This window comes from Burkholderia sp. TSV86 (genome assembly GCF_001522865.1).
GTDB lineage: Bacteria > Pseudomonadota > Gammaproteobacteria > Burkholderiales > Burkholderiaceae > Burkholderia.
Map to the genome: position 1 here is coordinate 116,404 of NZ_LOWB01000024.1, position 18,967 is coordinate 135,370.

Annotated in this window: 22 protein-coding genes and 2 pseudogenes; 5 read left to right on the plus strand and 19 right to left on the minus strand. The window is 64.5% G+C overall.

Going from position 1 to position 18,967, the window contains the following annotated elements:
- Nucleotides 1-30: 30 nt before the first annotated feature.
- The 6 genes from WS68_RS04720 to WS68_RS04745 all read right to left on the minus strand — a co-directional run bounded on the left by WS68_RS04720 (nt 31) and on the right by WS68_RS04745 (nt 5,404).
- On the minus strand, nt 31-849 hold the full coding sequence (locus tag WS68_RS04720) for a MetQ/NlpA family ABC transporter substrate-binding protein (protein WP_059569687.1): 819 nt from the start codon (nt 847-849) through the stop codon (nt 31-33).
- 232 nt (nt 850-1,081) lie between these two features.
- Nucleotides 1,082-1,693, minus strand: coding sequence for an SCO family protein (locus WS68_RS04725; RefSeq protein ID WP_059569688.1), 612 nt, complete (start codon nt 1,691-1,693; stop codon nt 1,082-1,084).
- Between the two features lie 19 nt (nt 1,694-1,712).
- Nucleotides 1,713-2,615 carry a heme o synthase gene (cyoE, locus tag WS68_RS04730; RefSeq protein WP_059569689.1) on the minus strand — a complete coding sequence of 301 codons (903 nt, stop codon included), beginning with the start codon at nt 2,613-2,615 and terminating at the stop codon, nt 1,713-1,715.
- A 12-nt stretch (nt 2,616-2,627) separates the two neighbouring features.
- On the minus strand, nt 2,628-3,737 hold the full coding sequence (locus tag WS68_RS04735; RefSeq protein ID WP_059569690.1) for a COX15/CtaA family protein: 1,110 nt from the start codon (nt 3,735-3,737) through the stop codon (nt 2,628-2,630).
- A 43-nt stretch (nt 3,738-3,780) separates the two neighbouring features.
- A complete protein-coding gene (locus WS68_RS04740; RefSeq protein ID WP_059569714.1) occupies nt 3,781-4,425 on the minus strand; it encodes an SCO family protein in 645 nt (214 codons plus the stop codon).
- A 244-nt stretch (nt 4,426-4,669) separates the two neighbouring features.
- Nucleotides 4,670-5,404, minus strand: coding sequence for an SURF1 family protein (locus WS68_RS04745; protein ID WP_059569715.1), 735 nt, complete (start codon nt 5,402-5,404; stop codon nt 4,670-4,672).
- 87 nt (nt 5,405-5,491) lie between these two features.
- On the opposite strand from WS68_RS04745, the gene WS68_RS04750 reads away from it, so the two are divergent.
- A complete protein-coding gene (locus WS68_RS04750; RefSeq protein ID WP_059569691.1) occupies nt 5,492-5,701 on the plus strand; it encodes a twin transmembrane helix small protein in 210 nt (69 codons plus the stop codon).
- Nucleotides 5,702-5,863: 162 nt separating this feature from the next.
- On the opposite strand, the gene WS68_RS04755 is transcribed toward WS68_RS04750, so the two are convergent.
- The 8 genes and pseudogenes from WS68_RS04755 to WS68_RS04785 all read right to left on the minus strand — a co-directional run bounded on the left by WS68_RS04755 (nt 5,864) and on the right by WS68_RS04785 (nt 12,914).
- Nucleotides 5,864-6,721 (minus strand): cytochrome c oxidase subunit 3, encoded by an 858-nt coding sequence (locus tag WS68_RS04755; protein ID WP_059569692.1) that lies wholly within the window; start codon nt 6,719-6,721, stop codon nt 5,864-5,866.
- A 130-nt stretch (nt 6,722-6,851) separates the two neighbouring features.
- Nucleotides 6,852-7,052, minus strand: a complete 201-nt coding sequence (locus tag WS68_RS04760; RefSeq protein ID WP_059569716.1) for a DUF2970 domain-containing protein — start codon at nt 7,050-7,052, stop codon at nt 6,852-6,854.
- Nucleotides 7,053-7,072: 20 nt separating this feature from the next.
- On the minus strand, nt 7,073-7,675 hold the full coding sequence (locus tag WS68_RS04765; protein WP_059569717.1) for a cytochrome c oxidase assembly protein: 603 nt from the start codon (nt 7,673-7,675) through the stop codon (nt 7,073-7,075).
- Between the two features lie 22 nt (nt 7,676-7,697).
- Nucleotides 7,698-7,838, minus strand: coding sequence for a cytochrome oxidase small assembly protein (locus tag WS68_RS25700; protein WP_069235029.1), 141 nt, complete (start codon nt 7,836-7,838; stop codon nt 7,698-7,700).
- A gap of 74 nt (nt 7,839-7,912) precedes the next feature.
- Nucleotides 7,913-9,520, minus strand: coding sequence for a cytochrome c oxidase subunit I (ctaD, locus tag WS68_RS04770; protein WP_059569693.1), 1,608 nt, complete (start codon nt 9,518-9,520; stop codon nt 7,913-7,915).
- 43 nt (nt 9,521-9,563) lie between these two features.
- Nucleotides 9,564-11,156: a cytochrome c oxidase subunit II gene (gene coxB, locus WS68_RS04775; protein ID WP_059569694.1), complete on the minus strand. Its 1,593-nt coding sequence runs from the start codon at nt 11,154-11,156 to the stop codon at nt 9,564-9,566.
- Between the two features lie 55 nt (nt 11,157-11,211).
- Nucleotides 11,212-11,679, minus strand: a pseudogene (locus WS68_RS04780) (DUF2244 domain-containing protein); the annotation flags it as partial.
- 269 nt (nt 11,680-11,948) lie between these two features.
- Nucleotides 11,949-12,914, minus strand: coding sequence for a methyltransferase domain-containing protein (locus WS68_RS04785; RefSeq protein ID WP_059569695.1), 966 nt, complete (start codon nt 12,912-12,914; stop codon nt 11,949-11,951).
- Nucleotides 12,915-13,071: 157 nt separating this feature from the next.
- On the opposite strand from WS68_RS04785, the pseudogene WS68_RS28700 reads away from it, so the two are divergent.
- From WS68_RS28700 to WS68_RS04800, 3 genes and pseudogenes are all read left to right on the plus strand, one after another.
- Nucleotides 13,072-13,896: pseudogene (locus WS68_RS28700) on the plus strand (double zinc ribbon domain-containing protein); the annotation flags it as partial.
- Nucleotides 13,897-13,966: 70 nt separating this feature from the next.
- A complete protein-coding gene (locus WS68_RS04795) occupies nt 13,967-14,437 on the plus strand; it encodes a tRNA (cytidine(34)-2'-O)-methyltransferase (RefSeq protein ID WP_059569697.1) in 471 nt (156 codons plus the stop codon).
- A gap of 292 nt (nt 14,438-14,729) precedes the next feature.
- The gene (locus WS68_RS04800; RefSeq protein WP_156429336.1) at nt 14,730-14,918 is read left to right on the plus strand and encodes a hypothetical protein; all 189 of its coding nucleotides are present in this window, start codon (nt 14,730-14,732) and stop codon (nt 14,916-14,918) included.
- A 53-nt stretch (nt 14,919-14,971) separates the two neighbouring features.
- Here the strand turns inward: WS68_RS04800 and WS68_RS04805 are convergent, their stop codons facing one another.
- The 5 genes from WS68_RS04805 to WS68_RS04825 all read right to left on the minus strand — a co-directional run bounded on the left by WS68_RS04805 (nt 14,972) and on the right by WS68_RS04825 (nt 17,942).
- Entirely contained in the window at nt 14,972-15,499 is a 528-nt protein-coding gene (locus WS68_RS04805) for an O-acetyl-ADP-ribose deacetylase (protein WP_059569718.1), read from the minus strand.
- 123 nt (nt 15,500-15,622) lie between these two features.
- Nucleotides 15,623-16,621 (minus strand): NAD(P)H-dependent glycerol-3-phosphate dehydrogenase, encoded by a 999-nt coding sequence (locus WS68_RS04810; RefSeq protein WP_059569699.1) that lies wholly within the window; start codon nt 16,619-16,621, stop codon nt 15,623-15,625.
- A gap of 50 nt (nt 16,622-16,671) precedes the next feature.
- Nucleotides 16,672-17,145, minus strand: a complete 474-nt coding sequence (gene secB, locus WS68_RS04815; RefSeq protein ID WP_059517683.1) for a protein-export chaperone SecB — start codon at nt 17,143-17,145, stop codon at nt 16,672-16,674.
- 111 nt (nt 17,146-17,256) lie between these two features.
- Nucleotides 17,257-17,463 (minus strand): glutaredoxin domain-containing protein, encoded by a 207-nt coding sequence (locus WS68_RS04820; protein WP_231752944.1) that lies wholly within the window; start codon nt 17,461-17,463, stop codon nt 17,257-17,259.
- 71 nt (nt 17,464-17,534) lie between these two features.
- Nucleotides 17,535-17,942, minus strand: coding sequence for a rhodanese-like domain-containing protein (locus tag WS68_RS04825; protein ID WP_059517679.1), 408 nt, complete (start codon nt 17,940-17,942; stop codon nt 17,535-17,537).
- 141 nt (nt 17,943-18,083) lie between these two features.
- On the opposite strand from WS68_RS04825, the gene gpmA reads away from it, so the two are divergent.
- Nucleotides 18,084-18,833, plus strand: coding sequence for a 2,3-diphosphoglycerate-dependent phosphoglycerate mutase (gene gpmA / locus WS68_RS04830; RefSeq protein WP_059569700.1), 750 nt, complete (start codon nt 18,084-18,086; stop codon nt 18,831-18,833).
- The last annotated feature ends 134 nt before the right edge of the window (nt 18,834-18,967 follow it).

An 18,967-nucleotide genomic window follows, 5' to 3' on the forward strand; every position in this document is an offset into this window, starting at 1 on the left:
CGATCCTTCGACACCCCGATCAAACGGTGCTCAGAACGACGCGACCATCGCCCCCTTGAACTGCTTCGCGATGAATTCCTTCACTTCCGGCGACTGGTAAGCCTTTACAAGCTTCTTCACCCACGGCTGATCCTTATCCTTCGCGCGCACCGCGATCAAATTCGCATATGGGCTCGTCAGCGATTCAAGCGCGATCGCATCCTTGGTCGGCTGCAGCTTCGCTGCAAGCGCGTAATTCGTGTTGATCACAGCCGCGTCGACATCGCCAAGCACGCGCGGCAGTTGCGCGGCATCGAGTTCGGTCAGCTTCAGCTTCTTCGGATTGTCGGCAATATCGAGCACGGTCGCATTATTGCCGCCCGTGCCCGCGCCGGCCTTCAGCTTGATCGCGCCCTGCGATTGCAACAGCAGCAGCGCGCGATTCTCATTGGACGGATCGTTCGGCAACGCAACCTTCGCGCCGGCCGGCAGATCCTTCAACGACTTGTATTTCTTCGAATACACGCCGATCGGCGAGATATACGTGAGGCCAACGCTGACGATCTTGTAACCGCGCTGTTTGACTTGGCTGTCGAGATACGGCTGATGCTGGAAGCTGTTCGCGTCGAGATCGCCCGAATCGAGCGCGGCGTTCGGCTGCACGTAGTCATTGAACTCGATCACTTTCACATCGAGCCCTTCTTTCTCCTTCGCGACTTTCTGCACGATCTGCCAAACCTCGGCGTCGGGCCCCGACACCGTGCCGACCTTGATCGTCTTGCTCTGCGCATATGCGCCGACAGAAACGGACAGCGCGGCCGCACCGGCCGCCACCGCGGAAACCACCTTCAGGAGAGTGCGACGCTTCATCTGTTTTTCTCGCTTGCTGGAACCATTCAGGCTCGATAAAAGGAGCGCGACAGCCTGTTAGGCCAAGCCGCGCCTTGGAAAACGCAGATGGTGTCACAAGATCGAACCGCTGTGAAATACATCCCGCTTATATGGGTATGGAGCAGCGTCATGCGCGGGCCGGCTCCAGACCGCCCGCGTATGCCACATCAAACATCGAGCGTCGACGCCGCAGGCCGGCGCGCGCCACCACTCAATCGAGCAGCAGCTTCAGATCGTGAACCCACGGCCCCGGCCCCTGGCCATCGCGCACGAACAGGCGGAGCTTGCCGCTGGGATCGAACACATAGCTCGCGGCGGTGTGGTCCATCGTGTAACTGCCGGGCGTCTTGCCCGGCACCTTGGCGTAGTAGATGCGGAAGTCCTTCGCGATCCTCTTCAGTTGCGCATCGTCGGCGGGCCGCAGCGCGACGAAAGCCGGATTGAACGCGCTCGTGTACTGCGACATGATCTGCGCGGTATCGCGCTCGGGATCGACAGTGACGAACAGCACCTGCACGCGCTTGCTGTCCGGGCCAAGCTGCTGCATCGCCTGCGCAAGCTCCGCGAGCGTCGTCGGACAAACGTCCGGGCAATGCGTGTAGCCGAAAAACAGCACGACAGCGCGCCCCTTGAATTCACCGAGGGTGCGGATGTTGCCCGCCGTATCGGGCAACGCGAAGTCGGCGCCGAACTGCGTATTGCCGGTGATGTCGAGATTCTGAAACGCGGGCTGCTTGCCGCAGCCCGCCGACAATGCGAGCGCCAGCGCGCAGGCGAACAACCAGCCGCGGCGCGCGCGGCGTGCAAACAGGGATTTGAGCATCGCAGTCGAAGCGAAAGAGTCACATCCCGATCACGGGACGCGCGTAGTGATCGACGAGCAGCGCCGCGAACAGCAGCGACAAATACACGATCGAGTAACGGAACGCACTGCGCGCGAGCGCATCCGAATAATCGCGGTAGATTTTCCACGCGTAGCCGACGAAGATCGCGCCGAGCAGCACCGCGCTCGTCAGAAAAACGATTCCGCTCATGCCGGAGATGAACGGCATCATCGACACGGCAAACAGAATCAGCGTGTAAAGCAAGATATGCAGCCGCGTGAATTTTTCGCCGTGCGTGACGGGCAGCATCGGCAGCCCCGCGTTCTCGTAATCCTTGCGGCGGTACAGCGCGAGCACCCAGAAGTGCGGCGGCGTCCAGACGAAGATGATGAGGACGAGAATCCACGCGTCGCCCGGCACCGCGCCCGTGACGGCCGCCCAGCCGAGCGCGGGCGGCATTGCGCCCGATGCGCCGCCGATCACGATGTTCTGCGGGGTGGCGGGCTTGAGCAGCAGCGTGTAGATCACCGCATAACCGACAAACGTGGCGATCGTCAGCCACATCGTCAGCGGATTCGTGAACGTGTACAGCGTGAACGCACCGGCACCGCCCAGCACGGCCGAGAACAACAGGATCTGCGCGGTGGTGATCTCGCCGCGCGCGGACGGACGCCACGCGGTGCGCCGCATCATCGCGTCGATTTTCTGCTCGACGAGGCAATTGATCGCGAACGCCGCGCCGGCCAGCAGCCCAATGCCGACCGTGCCGCCGACGAGCACCTTCCACGGCACCATCCCCGGCGTCGCGAGGAACATCCCGATCACGGCGCAAAACACCGCGAGTTGCGTGACGCGCGGCTTCGTCAGCGCGAGGTACTGGGATAGGCGGTTACCGGGATGTCGGGAAAGCGTGGTGTCCATGCTTGGTAGGCGTCACGCGGGCGTGGTATCGCGCGCGGGTTGCGCGATGCGGCCGGAACGGCTTGAAAGGATGCGCAAGTTTAACATGACGACGAGCAGCAGCAGAACCGCGGCCCCGCCGTTGTGCATGACCGCGACGGGCAACGGCCACTGTAGCACGATGTTCGTCAAGCCCGTCGCGCACTGCAGCGCGACGACGGCGAGCAACCCGTTGGCCGGCCGCCGCAACGACGCGAAGCGCCGCGCCTTCAGCGCGAACGCGATCAAATAGGCCACGACGACGAGCGCGAAAGTCCGGTGCGTCCAGTGGATCGCAACGAGCGCGTCCTGCGTGATCGCATCGCCGTCGTTTGTCATGCCCAGCGCGCGCCACAAGTGAAAGCCGTTGCGGAAATCCATCGGCGGAATCCACGCGCCGTTGCAAGTCGGGAAATCGGTACAGGCGAGCACCGCGTAGTTCGTGCTGACCCAGCCGCCCAGCGCGATCTGCGCCACCAGCAGCACGAGCGCCGCGAGCGCCGCCGCGCGGTAGCGGCCGGCGGCGGCGTCGATCGCGGGCGGCGGCGTGAGCCGCGCGGCCAGCCAGCCCAGCGAGCCGAGCAGCGTCAGCCCGAGCAGCAGATGGATCGTCACGATCACGGGTTGCAGTTTCATCGTCACGGTCCACGCGCCGAACGCGCCTTGCACGAGAATCAGCATCAGCAGGCCGGTCGGCCACCACGGCGACACGCGCAGCGTCCGGCCGCGCAACCGCGCCGCCCATGCAATGACCATCTGCGCGATGATCAGCACGCCGACGGCCATCGCGAAATAGCGGTGCACCATCTCGATCCACGCCTTCGTCATGCTGACGGGGCCGCTCGGCATTGCCTGATGCGCGGCGGTGATCGCCGCGTGCGCGATGAACGGCGACGACGTCCCGTAACAGCCCGGCCAGTCCGGGCAACCGAGGCCGGAATCGGTGAGCCGGGTAAAGCCGCCGAACATCACGAGATCGAGCGTCAGGAAAGTCGTCACCCAGACGAGCTTGCGGAATTTGTCGTCGTCCGCCTTCACCCACACGTAGGACAACGGCAGCAACGCGATACAGAGGCCGATCAGGCCGAGTTGCAGTAGATACATCGGTTCTTCTCTCTTACTTTCGTCGCCGGGCGCGGCCGGCGCTTTAGCCGATGCTTGACCACTTGAGGAGCTTGGTCACATCCCGCTTGATCTTGCTCGGGTCCGGATCTTTCGGGAAACGCATCATCAGGTTCCCGCTGGGATCGACGATATAAATATGGTCGGTCACGCGCGTGCCCGCATCGGCCGGCAACCAGGCCGCCACTGCGGCCGGATCGGCGCGCAGCTTACGAGTGTCCGGATACGCGCGCTCGATCGTCGCGGGCACCGCCGCCGCATCGCTCTTCAACCAGACCATCGTGATCCGCTGCCGCTCGCCTGCCTGCGTCGCGCGCACCTGGCGCATGAAATAGAGCTTCTTTGCGCACGCGGTATCGCATGAGCCGCTGTCCTCCATCACGAACAGCCAGACGCCGCGCAGCGACGCAAGCGGCATTGTCCGCCCAGCCTCGTCGACCACGGTCAGCCCGGACGGAATCGGCCGCTGCGGCTCGATTAGCGTGCCGTAGTTTGTCGATCCGCCGCTCGGCTTGATCACGTAATACGTGAAGTACGACGCAATCACGGGCGCCGCGCAAACGAGCGCAAGCGCGAGCAACACCCAGCGGCCACGCTGCCAGGAGCCGCGCTGCACGGATGCTGCTCGCGGACCATCGGCTGGCGGCTGCGTCGGACGGGAAGAATGCATGTTCATGAACCTCTCGAAACACTGAAAACGGAACGCGGCGCCACGCAAGCCGGCCGGTTCGGCCGCACTGCGCCGGATTGTCCAAACTGTGGTGAATCAGCCGACGCTTCACCAGACGGTGCGCGCACCTTACGTCATACGCTTTACGGCACGCCGGCCGGATTCAAACGATGCGCGCACCACATTCGTCGCGTTGCCGTCCAACCGCCACACCCGCCGCGCCTGGATGACGAATCGGCCGGCTTCAAGCCGCATCGGCACGCCCCGCCGGCTTTTTTGCCGGACGCCTCGCCGCGCGCCACGCGGCATAAAGGCCCAACCCGGCCGCCGCCACCGCCATCGCCCACCATTGCAACATATAGCCGTAGTTGCGCTCGACGCCCATCGTCGGCGCGGGCCAGTCGCGCACCAGTTGGTCGCCGTCGTCGCTCGTCTGCTGAATCACGAACGGCTGCAGCGGCAAGCCGGTTTCGCGCGCGTAGGCGGCAACGTCGAGATTCTGCCGAATCTTTTGCCCCGCGGCCGACCCGCCGCTGCCGAGTTCGAATACGCGAGTCGCGTCGCGACGCGCGATGCCGCTGAGCGTCACATCGCCCGCAGGCGTCGCGAACGGCTGGATCGCGGCACGGTCGGCGATGTTGCGCGGCAACCAGCCGCGGTTCACAAGCACGTAGCCGCCGTTGGCCAGCTTCATCGGCATCACGACGTAAAAGCCGGGCTGATCGCGGTAGGGCCGATTGTCGAGGAAAACGGCGGCTTCACGCATGAAGCGCCCAGTCGCGCGCACGCGATGGAACTCGATCTCCTTGAGTTCGACGCGTTCGCGCGGCACCTCGACCGGGCTCGCGTGCTCATAGCGCGCGATCTGCGCATCGAGCGCCTCTTTCTGATGCGCACGGTCGCGCTGCCAGAAGCCGAGCCGCACCGTCACAGCGATCACGGCAAGAATCAGCAGCGCGGGCAACCAGCGGATCTTCATCGCGGCTGCCTCCGGAGGCAGCCGCCGCGCGGCCGAAATGAGATAATCGAGATCTCCGTTACGAACTGCCGCTTTCCGGCCAGCTTCATGCACATTCTTGTTCCGATCGCCTTCGTTCTCATCATTGCCAGCATGGCATCCGCGCTGTATTTCATGATGCACGACCGGGGCCACACGAAGCGGATGGTCTGGTCGCTCGCGATGCGCGTCGGGCTGTCGATCTCGTTGTTCCTGTTCATCCTGATCGCAAACTGGATGGGCTGGATCCATTCGACCGGCATTCCGATCGGCCGCTGATACGGCCGGGTGCGGCATATCGCCGCACACACGCCACCATCAAGCAAAAACGCCGCCCGACAAAGTCGGTGCGGCGCATCGGCCCAGTTGCCGGCGGCGCGTACACAGCGCATCGGCAAATCAAGCCAGCAACCCGCGCGGGCATCGCGCGGGCCGTTTCCTTTACAGCCAGTAGACGACGACGTAAAGACCCAGCCAGACGACGTCGACGAAGTGCCAATACCACGCTGCGCCTTCGAATGCGAAGTGGTGATCCGGCTTGAAGTGACCACGGATCATCCGCACCAGCACGACCGCGAGCATCGTGCCGCCAAGGAACACGTGGAAACCGTGGAAGCCCGTCAGCAGGAAGAACGTCGAGCCGTACACGCCGGAGCCGAGCGTCAGGTTCAACTCGTTGTATGCGTGGAAATATTCGAAACCTTGCAGGAACAAGAAGCAGACCCCAAGCACGAGCGTCGCGGCAAGCCATGCGATCGCCTTGCTCCGGTGATCTTCACGCAGCGCGTGGTGCGACACTGTCAGCGTCGCGCCCGACGACAGCAGTAACGCGGTGTTCAGCGTCGGGATCGGCCACGGGCCCATCGTCTTGAAATGGCCCGCGAGCGCGGCCGGCCCTTCGTTTGGCCAAACGGCGGAGAAATCCGGCCAGATCAGCTTGTAGTCGAGGCTGCCGAGTTGATGCAGCGCGATTTCACGCGCGTAGAAAAGCGCGCCGAAGAATGCGCCGAAGAACATCACTTCGGAGAAGATGAACCAGCTCATGCTCCAGCGGAACGACTTGTCGACATTCTTGCCGTACATCCCGCCTTCCGATTCGCCGATCGCATCGCCAAACCAGTGATACAGCGTGAACAGCAGCCAAAGCAGGCCGGCAAGCGCGGTAAAGGGCGCCCACGGCTCGCCGTTGATCCACAGCGCGAACGATCCGAGCATGACCAGCAGGCCGATGGCCGCGCTGATCGGGTGCTGCGACGGATGCGGCACGAAATAGTACGGGCTCTCGTTTTGACCGGTCATGCTTGATTCTCCACTTCAGTCCAATTTGTTCCGGAACACTCCGGCTTATTTCTCGGCGACGCACGCGGCGCCGCCTCGCTTGTTGCATCCCGGCACGCGCAATCGGCGCGCCGTCTCAATCCGTATCGGCCTACCCCACCACCGTGTGTACAACGAGGATCAACACGGCGATGAAGATCGCCGCGCCGATCAGCGCGGCGATCAACACGTGCAGCGGGTTCAACTGCGTCGCGTCGGCCTCGAGATCGCGCCGCCGCCTCACGCCGAAAAACGACCACAGCACCGCCTTCATCGACTGCGCGAATGTTCCTTTTCTACCCATTTCGCTCATCATCGTCGCCTCCCTCGGTCTCACGCAGCGGGCTTCGCCGCAGCGCGGCCCGGCTCTTGCGCCGCACCGCGAGCAGGCACGGGCGCATTCAACTCGAAGAACGTGTACGACAACGTGATCGTTTTCACGTCCTTCGGCAACTTCGGGTCGATCACGAACACGACCGGCATATCACGTGTCTCGTGCGCCGCGAGCGTCTGTTGCGTGAAGCAGAAACACTCGATTTTCTTGAAAAACTCGGTGGCCTGCTTCGGCGCGTAACTCGGAATCGCCTGCGCGACCACCGTCCTGCCCTGGCCGTTCGTGACTTCGTAGACAACCGTCGTCAATTCGCCCGGATGCACATCGATGCTGCCGAGCTTCGGCTTGAAACCCAGCGGCCCGCGCGCATTCGCATCGAGTTCGATCGACACCTTGCGGCTGTAATCGACCTGCGTATTCTTCGCCTCGCTCGCGCTGACGTCGCGCTGCAGCAGGTTGTTCAGGCCTGTGATCTGGCAAATCGCGCGGTACATCGGCACCAGCGCGAAGCCGAAGCCGAACATCAGCCCCGCCACAACGAAGAGCTTCAAGAGCATCGACCGGTTGAACGCGCGATCGACATGCGCGCCGGACTTCGACATCACGACTTCCTCAAGTACTGCGTCAGGACGTGGACGCAATCCACTGCCTCACGACGGCACCCACAAAAAAGACGGCGGCGACGATCACGAGGATCAGCCCCATCCGCTTGTTGCCCGCGCTGATCTGCTCGGGCGTGCGTCTTTGTTGTGGATTCCGGGTCATGCGTAAGTTCGTATTGCTTCGATCGGAACCGCCGCCCGCGTCACGCGACGCGAGCGGCGAATACCGGCCAATCGTTACTCGACCGTCGGCGGCTGCTCGAACGTGTGGAACGGAGCCGGGCTCGGGATCGTCCATTCGAGGCCCGTCGCGCCATCCCACGGCTTGTCACTTCCTTTCTCCAGTTCGCCACCGCCACGGTAGGCGGGCAGCACGACCGCGAACAGGAAATACACCTGCGCGAGGCCAAAGCCGAACGCGCCGATCGTCGCGACCTGGTTGAAATCGGTGAACTGCGCCGCATAGTCCGCATAACGGCGCGGCATGCCGGCGAGGCCCAGGAAGTGCATCGGGAAGAACGTGATGTTGAAGAAAATCATCGACGCCCAGAAATGGATCTTGCCGCGCGTTTCGTTGTACATCCAGCCCGTCCACTTCGGCGACCAGTAATACCAGCCGGCGAACAGCGCGAACAGCGAGCCCGCGACGAGCACGTAATGGAAGTGCGCGACGACAAAATACGTGCCGTGATACTGGATATCGAGCGGTGCCATCGCGAGCATCAGGCCCGTCAGGCCGCCGAACGTGAACACGAACAGGAAGCCGATCGCGAACAGCATCGGGGTTTCGAACGTCATCGAACCGCGCCACATCGTCGCGAGCCAGTTGAACACCTTCACGCCCGTCGGCACCGCGATCAGCATCGTCGCGTACATGAAGAAGAGCTGGCCCGTGACCGGCATGCCGGTCGCGAACATATGGTGCGCCCAGACCATGAACGACAGGATCGCGATCGACGCCGTCGCGTACACCATCGAGCTGTAGCCGAACAGCGTCTTGCGCGCGAACGCCGGGATCACCTGCGACACGATCCCGAACGCCGGCAGAATCATGATGTACACCTCGGGGTGGCCGAAGAACCAGAAGATGTGCTGGTACATCACCGGATCGCCGCCGCCCGCCGCGTTGAAGAACGACGTACCGAAGTGGCGGTCGAACAGCACCATCGTGATCGCGCCGGCCAGAACCGGCATCACGGCGATCAGCAGGTACGCGGTGATGAGCCAGGTCCACGCGAACATCGGCATCTTCATCAGCGTCATGCCCGGCGCGCGCATGTTCAGGATCGTCACGATGATGTTGATCGAGCCCATGATCGACGACGCGCCCATGATGTGCACCGCGAAGATCGCGAAGTCCATGCCCGGGCCCATCTGCGTCGACAGCGGCGCGTACAGCGTCCAGCCGGCGGCCGTCGCGCCGCCCGGCGCGAAGAACGAGCCGACCAGCAGCACCGCCGCGACCGGCAGCAGCCAGAAGCTGAAGTTGTTCATCCGCGCGAACGCCATGTCGGATGCGCCGATTTGCAGCGGAATCATCCAGTTCGCGAAACCGACGAACGCCGGCATGATCGCGCCGAACACCATGACCAGACCGTGCATCGTCGTGAGTTCGTTGAAGAACTCCGGACGCATGATCTGCAACCCCGGCTCGAACAACTCGGCACGGATGCCGAGCGCCATCACGCCGCCCGACAGGAACATGATGAACGAGAACAACAGGTACAGCGTACCGATGTCCTTATGGTTGGTGGCATACAGCCACCGCCGCCAGCCGTGCGGCGTTTCGTGCGCGTGGTCGTCGTGCGCGTGGCCCGCGGTTACGTCGTGCCCGATGCTAGACATGAGAATCTCCTAATGCGAATACGTCGACAAACACAGCGACACGTCAGGCCGCCGGGCCGATCTCGACCCGCCGGGCTTCCTTCGCGTCCGCCCCGCCCGTGATCGTTTCCGGCTTTTTCATGATGATGCGCGCTTCGGCGACGCCCGCGGCTTTCAAAGCGTCGCGCACCGCCTGCGCACGATGCTTCGCCAGCTCCTCGTTCGTCGCGGCCGAGCCCGTCTTGTCGGTATAGCCCGACAGCACGAGCTTCGCGTCCGGATGTGCCTTCGCGTAGTCGACGGCCGCGGCGATCGCGCCCTGCGCGTCCGCGGGCAGCTCGCTTTTGCCAACCTCGAAGTAGATCGCGGCCGGCAGCGCCTGAGCTTGAACCTGCTGCGCCGGTGCGGACGCGCCCGATGCGGCTTCGGCGGCGGGCGCCGCGGCGGCCTCGCCCGCGGCTTGCGCGCTGTCTTCCGGCAACTTGCCGTTACGCGCATCGGCAACCTGCTTCGGCTGCAGCGAGTCGCCCTTATGGTTGCCCCACGAATTGCGCTCGAACGTGATCACCGACGCGATGTCGAGATCCGACAACGACGCCCACGACGGCATCGCGCCCTTGCCCTTCAGCACGCGCTCAACGTGCGCGGCGATCGGGCCGTTCGCGATCGGGCCGCCATCGATCGCCGGGAATGCGCCGAGGCCCTTGCCGTTCGGCTGATGGCACACCGCGCAATTCGCCTTGTAGACTTCCTCGCCGTGCGCGATCAGCTCGGCGCGCGTATAGACCTTGTTCGGATCGACCGCACCCGCGGCGAGCTTGGCCTTTTGCGCGCTCACCCACTTCGCGTAATCGTCGTCCGACAGCACCTCGACGACGACAGGCATGTACGCGTGCTCCTTGCCGCACAGCTCGGTACAGAAACCGCGGTAGGTGCCCACCTTGTCGGCCTTGAACCACGTGTCGCGCACGAAGCCGGGAATCGCATCCTGCTTCACGCCGAACGCGGGCACATACCAGGAATGGACGACATCGTTCGCGGTCGTGATGATGCGGATCTTCTTGTTAACCGGCACGACGAGCGGATTGTCGACTTCCTGCAGATAGGTATCGGAAATTGGCTTCTGGCCGTTGACCTCGCTGCGCGGCGTCGTCAGCGTCGACAAAAAGCCGATACCTTCGCCCGGGCCCTTCACGTAGTCATACGCCCACTTCCATTGGTAGCCGGTGACCTTGATCGTCAGATCAGCGTTCGTCGTGTCCTTCATTGCGACGACGGCCTTCGTTGCGGGCAGCGCCATCAGCACGACGATGATGAACGGCACGATCGTCCAGATGATTTCGACCGTGGTGCTTTCGTGGAAATTGGCGGCCTTGTGGCCCTTCGACTTGCGGTGCGCGAAGATCGAATAGAACATCACGCCGAACACGCCGACGAAGATCACCGTACAGAGGATCAGCATCATCGTGTGAAGGTCGTAAAGCTCCTCGGCGATCTTCGTCACGGGCGGCTGGAGATTGATCTCGTTGACGCGGGGGCCGCCCGGGCTGTCGCCGACCGCCGCAGCGGCACCGGCGAAGAGCAGCCCGCTGCATGCCAGCACGCCCGTGAGGGCTCGCTTGATTGTTTTCATAGCTTCCTTACCCAAAATTTCCATTCAAACCCTGCCCCGCCGCAGGCCGCCCGCTGCACCGGCCACCCGTTTCAGCCACCCGCATCAACGATGCACGCAGCTCGCGCGCAAACTGAGCGCGCCGGTATTGCGCAAGATGCTGCCCGATCACGAACGCTTCGCCACGCGATACCAACTTGATCGGATCGCGCGGCGACTCGCCCGGCTCGACCCTCACCCAGTCCGGGTTCAATTCGATCTGCGTGAGCCGCTCCGCGCTCATCCGTTCGATGATGAGCCGGTGACGAAACAGCCGGATGCGCTCGTAATCGACCGCATGGCGCGCATAAACGACAAACGCGACGCCTACCGCCAACAGCTCGATCCCGGTAAACGGCAGCACGAGCCATGCTCCGCGCCAAAACAACAGGACCGCAATCAACAGCGAGCATGCGGCGAGCGAGACATAGAACGTCACGAACTGGCGCGGCGACACCGAGCAGTTGCGTTTCATCAACCAGTCCTTCAGGACCGGCTCGGCATCCGGCAAACCTTCCGCTGCTTCCATCGCTGCCTCTCGCGAACGACGTCTGATGCTTGGCTCCAACTGCTCGTCAAGGCGCCGTCCGTCCGGTATTGTGGGACACCCCCAGGACGACAAACTGTCGCATTATAGGCGGGTTCAAAGTCATCCACAAGCAAGCGGCGGCGCCCGGCGAGCCAAGCGCGACAAGCTTTCCGGCCATTTCGGAGGACGCTTTCCATCCGTGCCGGCCGCGCTTTGCCTAACGTTTCCCGGCTGTGCACAACCCGCCCCGAACCACCCCAAACGCACTTTCACGGGCGCTTCGGACGCCCTTTTCCGATGTCCTGCACGCGCACGATGCCATGGCCTTCGGCCGTCGTGCGCGGCGCTGCCTTCCACGCGTGACCGTAGATCACCTCGAAGGTGAGCGGGATCGTGCCATCGTCGCGCCGACGCGCGTCGAGCGCATCGTGCAGCGCCGCAAGCAGCCGCCGCGACGCCCGCGCCGACGCCTCGTCGCGCTCGAACGGATACGCGCCCCAGCGGCGCACATCCGCGAGCAGCGAAGCAGGAGACTTGTAGGTGACGGTCAGCACCTCCTGATCCATCACCGGGATCTCGAAACCGCTTTCGACGAGCATGTCGCCTAAATCGTGCATATCGACGAAATCGACGACGCGCGTCGGTGCAACCGCGTCGACTGCGCGAGCCGCGTCCGCCCATGCCGCGCGCAGCTCGCGCAGCGTATCGGGCCCAAGCGTGTTGAACATCAGCAGCCCATCGACGCGCAACACACGGTGCCATTCGGGCAGCACGAGATCAGGACGCGCATGCCAATGCAAAGCGCAGTTGGACCAGAGAAGATCGAACGCGCCGCCGGCAAACGGCAGCGTGGAGAAATCGGCCTGCGCGACGCGCGGGCCGCGCTGGCCGAGCGCCTTGGCAAGCGTCGCGGGGAGGAAGCGGCGCCAGTTGGTGTCGGCGGCATCGCGCTCGGCCACGCGCGCGAGCATTCCGTGGGACACGTCGACACCGAACACCGGCGCCTCGGGAAAGCGCGCGCGCAGCAGGGGCAGGTCGTCGCCCGTGCCGCACCCCGCGTCGAGCACGCTCGCGGGATTGATCTTGATGTAATCGAGGCGCTCGCGCATACGCTGCGCGATCTCGCGCGGCAGAAACGACACGGCGCCGAATCCGGCGGCGCGGCGATCGAAGATCTGCCGCAAACGCCGCGGGTCATCGGCCGGACGGCCGGTTTGTGCGGGAGCTGGGGACATTTGGAGCACACTGGCGAAGAGCCCGAAGTATACTCGCTCGCTTCGCGGCGTTCAGCGAAGCGGCCTTGGACAGGAGCCAACGATGGCCGACTGTGCGATTTTGCAACGCAGCATCCGCGCGGCGGGGATCTGTGCGACCGGTCTATTCGCGCGTCTTGTCGCCGCCGCGTTGCCGAACCGCTGCGCGCTGTGCGGCAATTTGTCACACCAGACGATTTGCGCGTGGTGCGACGACGCCTATTGGAACGAAGCACGGCTGCGCTGCCCCCGCTGTGCGCTGCCGCTCGCAGGCAAGCGCATGCGTCACGACACGCATGCGCCGCCGGCGGCGAGTTCGCCGCATGGCACGGACACGTCGCCGCGCACGCAACCGCTGCAAGCGGCGCTCGCGCGGCAACACGCGAGCGCGCCGGAAAAAGCGCGGCCGCCGCACGCCGCGCGCTATTACTGCAGCGCGTGCGCGGGCACCCCGCCGGGATTCGACGCGACGCTCGCGCTCGCCGATTACCGTGCGCCGCTCGACGGCCTTGCGCTCGAACTGAAGTTCCGCGCGCATCTCGCGCTCGGCCGCGAATTCGGCGCGCGGCTCGCACGGCTCGCGCCGGACGCGCTCGGCGACGCGCCGCCGCTCGACGCGATCGCCCCTGTGCCGCTTGCGGCGCGGCGCCTCGTCGAGCGTGGCTATAACCAGGCATGGGAAATCGCGCGGCCGCTCGCGCAGGCATTGCGCGTGCGGGCCGACCCGACGCTCGTCGCGCGCATCACCGACACCGCGCCGCAAACGCGGCTCGCATATGACGCGCGGCGCATGAACGTCGCGGCCGCATTTGCAATCGCGCGGCCGGTGGCGGGATTGCACATCGGCGTCGTCGACGACGTGATGACGTCGGGCGCGACGCTCGACGCGATCGCGTGCGCATTAAAGGACGCGGGCGCGCGCCGCGTGACGAATTTCGTCGCGCTGCGCACCGCGAAGGATTGACGGCGCCGCCGCGCGCCGCCGGCAAACACGGAGCCGCGACACGCGCTCACCAGCAAACATCGATCGAATCATGTTCAACGTCGTCCTAGTCGAACCCGAAATTCCGCCGAACACCGGCAATGTCATCCGCCTGTGCGCGAATACGGGCGCGCGCTTGCATCTGATCGAGCCGCTCGGCTTTCCGCTCGACGACGCGAAAATGCGGCGCGCGGGGCTCGACTATCACGAGTACGCGCAAATGCGGGTTCATCCGAACTGGGACGCATTCGTCGCCGCCGAAGCACCGGACCCCACGCGGATGTTCGCGTTCACGACACGTGGCTCGGGACGCTTTCACGATCGCGCGTTCGCGCCGGGCGACTGGTTCGTGTTCGGCTCGGAAACGCTCGGACTGCGCACGGAGCTGATCGAACGCTTTGCTGCGCCACAGCGCGTGCGGCTGCCGATGCGGCCGGGCAACCGCAGCCTCAATCTGTCGAATACCGTTGCAGTGGTCGTGTTCGAGGCGTGGCGGCAAGCGGGATTCGAAGGCGGTGCGTGATGAAACGCCGCATCGCTCACCAATTGCCATCGAATGGTTGTCAATCGATTGTTTTCGGCGACGCCGAACGCGGCTTGACCGATCGGCTGTCGCTACGCCGTGGTCGCCGGATCTGCATGCGCAGGCCGATGCGTTGACGAGCAACGGCCTCAATATCTACGAAACCCGACGAAGACCGCGTGATCGCACTGTATCGTCGATTCTTCGACGCGCTGAAGCCCGGCGGTCACCTGATCACGAGCTTTCGACACCGTCGCCAACGCTGCCGGATGAATCGCCGTGGGAGTTGAGCGTGACCACGCCGGATGCGCTCATGCTGCAACAGGCGTTGTTCGTGCACGTGTTCGACGCGAAATGGAATGTTTTCCGCATGCATGCGCAGACCCGGACGCAACTCGAACGAGCCGGCATTGCCGAGATCCGATTCGTCGACGATCGCGGCCGGATGTTTCCGGCCGTCGTGGCGCGCAAGCCAGCGTAGACGAACCCGGCCGCTAGATCGCGCACGACAGCGGACAGCGGCGAGCCTCGATCTCACTTGAACCGCGAGAACTCGGCTGCATAATGCGCCAGCATGTCGCCCGAAAAGCACGCAAATACGATGCGCTGAAAACGCGCGCCGGACGACAGCGCGTTGCTCACCGTGCGCACGGCGATCGCCGTCGCGGCATCCGGCGGAAAGCGATAGACGCCGCAACTGATCGCAGGAAACGCGATCGACACGCATCCCGCTTCGGCCGCGACTTCGAGCGAGCGCCGGTAGCACGACGCGAGCAGCTCGGCCTCTCGATGCCCGCCGCCCCGCCATACCGGGCCAACCATATGGATGACATATTTCGCGGGCAATTGGTACGCGCGCGTGAGCTTCGCATCGCCCGTCGCGCAACCGCCCAACGTCGCACATTCCGCCACGAGCGCCGGCCCTGCCGCGCGATGAATCGCGCCGTCCACGCCGCCGCCGCCCAGTAGCGACTCGTTTGCCGCGTTGACGATCGCATCGAGCGGAAGTGTCGTGATGTCAACGATGCTTGCGTCGACAAACGTTGAACCGATGATCGGCATCACGTTCTCCGTCCACAGCGCGTGAACGCCAGATAAACAAGCCTGCGCGCCCGCGTCGCCGCCGGTCAATTCATCGATTACAGACCGCGGCCCAACCCGGGCCGCGTTTGATTCGCGCCGCCCTCACTCCGCTTTCGCGTCCCGGCGCAGCAATCCGCTCACCGCATCGCGCGGCGTGACACCGTCGAACAGCACAGCGCACACTGCCGCGGTGATCGGCATCTCGACGCCGCGCTCTTGCGCGATCGACAATACCGCCCGCGCACATCGCACGCCTTCGGCAACGTGCCCGAGCGCCGCGAGGATGTCGTCGAGTGAGCGATCTGCCGCAAGCTGCATGCCCACCGTCCGATTGCGCGACAAATCGCCCGTGGCGGTCAAGATCAAATCGCCCAGGCCGGTCAGCCCCGTGAACGTCTCGGCCCGGCCGCCGAGCGCGACGCCGAGCCGCGACATCTCGGCGAGCCCGCGCGTGACGAGCGCCGCGCGCGCATTGAGACCGAGACCGAGCCCATCGGCAATGCCCGTGGCGATGGCGAGCACGTTCTTCACCGCGCCGCCGACCTCCACGCCAACGACGTCGTCGCCGGTATAAATGCGCATCGCGCCATGATGAAACGCGGCGAGCGTGCGCTCGCGGCACGCGGCAGACGCGCTCGCGACAGTCAACGCGACAGGCAGCCCTTGAGCGACCTCGCGTGCGAAACTCGGCCCCGACAATACGCCGTGGCTCGCATGCGCGGGTAACTCGCCGGCCACCATCTGATGCGGCAGCAGCCGCGTGTCGGCATCGAAACCTTTGCAAACCCAGACGAAATGCGCGGGCGCACGGCCCGTGCCGCGCATTTCGCGAAGCAACGCGCGCAGCCCCGCCACGGGCGCGGCGATCACGCACAGCGCATCATCCGCCTGCGCATGCGCGAACGCCGCCGCGAGATCGGCGCCGTAACGCAACCCCGGCGGCAACGTGACGCCGCCCAGATAACGGACGTTCTCGCGCCGCGCGGCAAGCTCCGCCGCAAACGCGGCATCACGCGCCCAAAGCAGCGTGTCGTGCCGCACGGCGAGATGCGCGGCGAGTGCGGTGCCCCACGCGCCCGCGCCCAGAACCGCAACTTTCATGCTGCGCACCGGTTGTGCGCGAGCCGGTCGTTCATGACACTCGCCCGCGCTCAGTTGAGCGTCGAGCCGTTCGGCGCGCCGCCTTGTTGTTGCGCGAGTTGCGCAAGACGCTGCTCGTACAGCGCCTGGAAATTGATCTCGGCAAGATGGATCGGCGGAAAGCCCGCGCGCGTGATCGCATCGGCGATGTTCGAGCGCAGGTACGGGAACAGGATGGTCGGGCATGCGATCCCGCACAGCGGATCGATCTGGTCGTCCGGGATGTTACGGATATCGAAGATACCGGCCTGCTTCGCCTCGATCAGAAACGCAACCTTATCGCGGACCTTCGCGGTAACGGTGCCCGACACGGCGATCTCGTAGACGCTTTCGGCAAGACGCTCGGCCTTCACGTCGACTTCGACTTCAACCGACGGCATGTCCTGCTCGAGAAAGATCGCCGGCGAATTCGGCTGTTCGAGCGACAGGTCTTTCAGGTAGATGCGCTGGATGTTGAAGAACGGTTGGTTTTCGACGTCGGACATGGTGGTTCCCTAAAAAAATAATCGTGGCGGCCGGAACCCTCCGGCCGCCCGGCATGGTCATGCTGAGGTCGTGCGCCGCCCGTCGTGCGGCGGCGCACCGCGCTGCGAGAATCAAGCGGCAGCGGTTTCGAGAAGCGGCGCCAAGCCGCCTTCGCGATCGAGCTTCGACAAATCGTCGTAGCCGCCGACGTGCGTGTCGCCGATATAGATTTGCGGCACCGTGCGGCGGCCGGTGCGCTCCATCATTTCCGCACGGCGCGCCGGCTCCTTGTCGACCAGCACCTTCTCGATGTGCTCGACGCCGCGCAGCTTCAGCAGCCGCTCGGCCTAAATGCAATACGGACACACCTGCGTGCTGTACATGACCACTTTGTTCACTTCGCCACTCCTTATTTGACGACCGGCATGCCGGCCTGCTGCCACGCGGCGAGGCCGCCCTGCAGCACATGAACGTCCTGGTAACCGGCTTGCTCGACGAGCTTGCGCGCTTTGTGCGATTGCTGACCGTTCTCGCACACGAGCAGCACCGGCGTACCCTTGTTTTTCGACAATTGGCCGACTTTCGTCTGGAGTTCGTCGAACGCGATCGAGCGCGCGGACGGCAAGTGCCCCGCATCGAACGCGGCCGCCGCACGCAGATCGACGACGATCGCGTTGCGGCGGTTGATCAATTGAGTGGCCTCGGCGGCGGACAGCCCGCCGCCGCCGCGCTTGAACGCGGGCCATGCGAGCAGGCCGCCGGAAACCACCAGGATCGCGATGAGCGCGAGATTCGTGTAATCGGTGAAGAACGTCACGGAAAATCCGTCGGAAAAAGAGAAAACTGAGAAATCGAATCAGGACAATCCTGCCATTATAAAATAACCTCTTGTCTACGATACCGTCCCGCGAGGGACCGCATCCGCTTACCGCTTCCTCACTACCGACCGCAAGCATCCATGTACAAGCTCGTTCTCATCCGCCACGGCGAATCGACGTGGAACAAGGAAAACCGCTTCACCGGCTGGGTCGACGTCGACCTGACCGAACAAGGCAACCGCGAAGCGCAGCAGGCTGGCCGGCTCCTCAAGGAAGCTGGCTATACGTTCGACATTGCCTACACGTCGGTGCTCAAGCGCGCGATCCGCACGCTTTGGCACGTGCAGGACCAGATGGATCTGATGTACCTGCCCGTCGTCCATTCATGGCGGCTCAACGAGCGCCATTACGGCGCGCTGTCGGGGCTCAACAAAGCGGAAACGGCCGCGAAGTACGGCGACGAGCAGGTGCTGGTCTGGCGCCGCAGCTACGATACGCCGCCGCCCGCGCTCGACGCGTCGGACGAGCGCGCGCCATACGGCGATCCGCGTTACGCGAAGGTGCCGCGCGAGCAGTTGCCGCTCACCGAATGCCTGAAGGACACGGTCGCGCGCGTGCTGCCGCTCTGGAACGAATCGATCGCCCCCGCGATCAAGACCGGCAAGCAGGTGCTAATCGCCGCGCACGGCAATTCGCTGCGCGCGCTGATCAAGTATCTCGACGGAATCTCCGATGCCGATATCGTCGGACTGAACATCCCGAACGGCGTGCCGCTCGTCTACGAACTCGACGAAAACCTGAAGCCCGTCACGCACTACTATCTCGGCGACCAGGACGCAATCGCGAAAGCGCAGGCGGCCGTCGCTCAGCAGGGCAAGGCGCAGGCGTAATAAGCGTAAGCTGCGCGGGCGAACCGGCGCGAGCCCACGCAAGCCGGCCCCACGCGCACGGCCGACGGCGGCCCAGCGCACGCACGCCGCCTGCGCAGCGCACGATACTGCCCGCCTGCGCCGCGCGGCGGCGA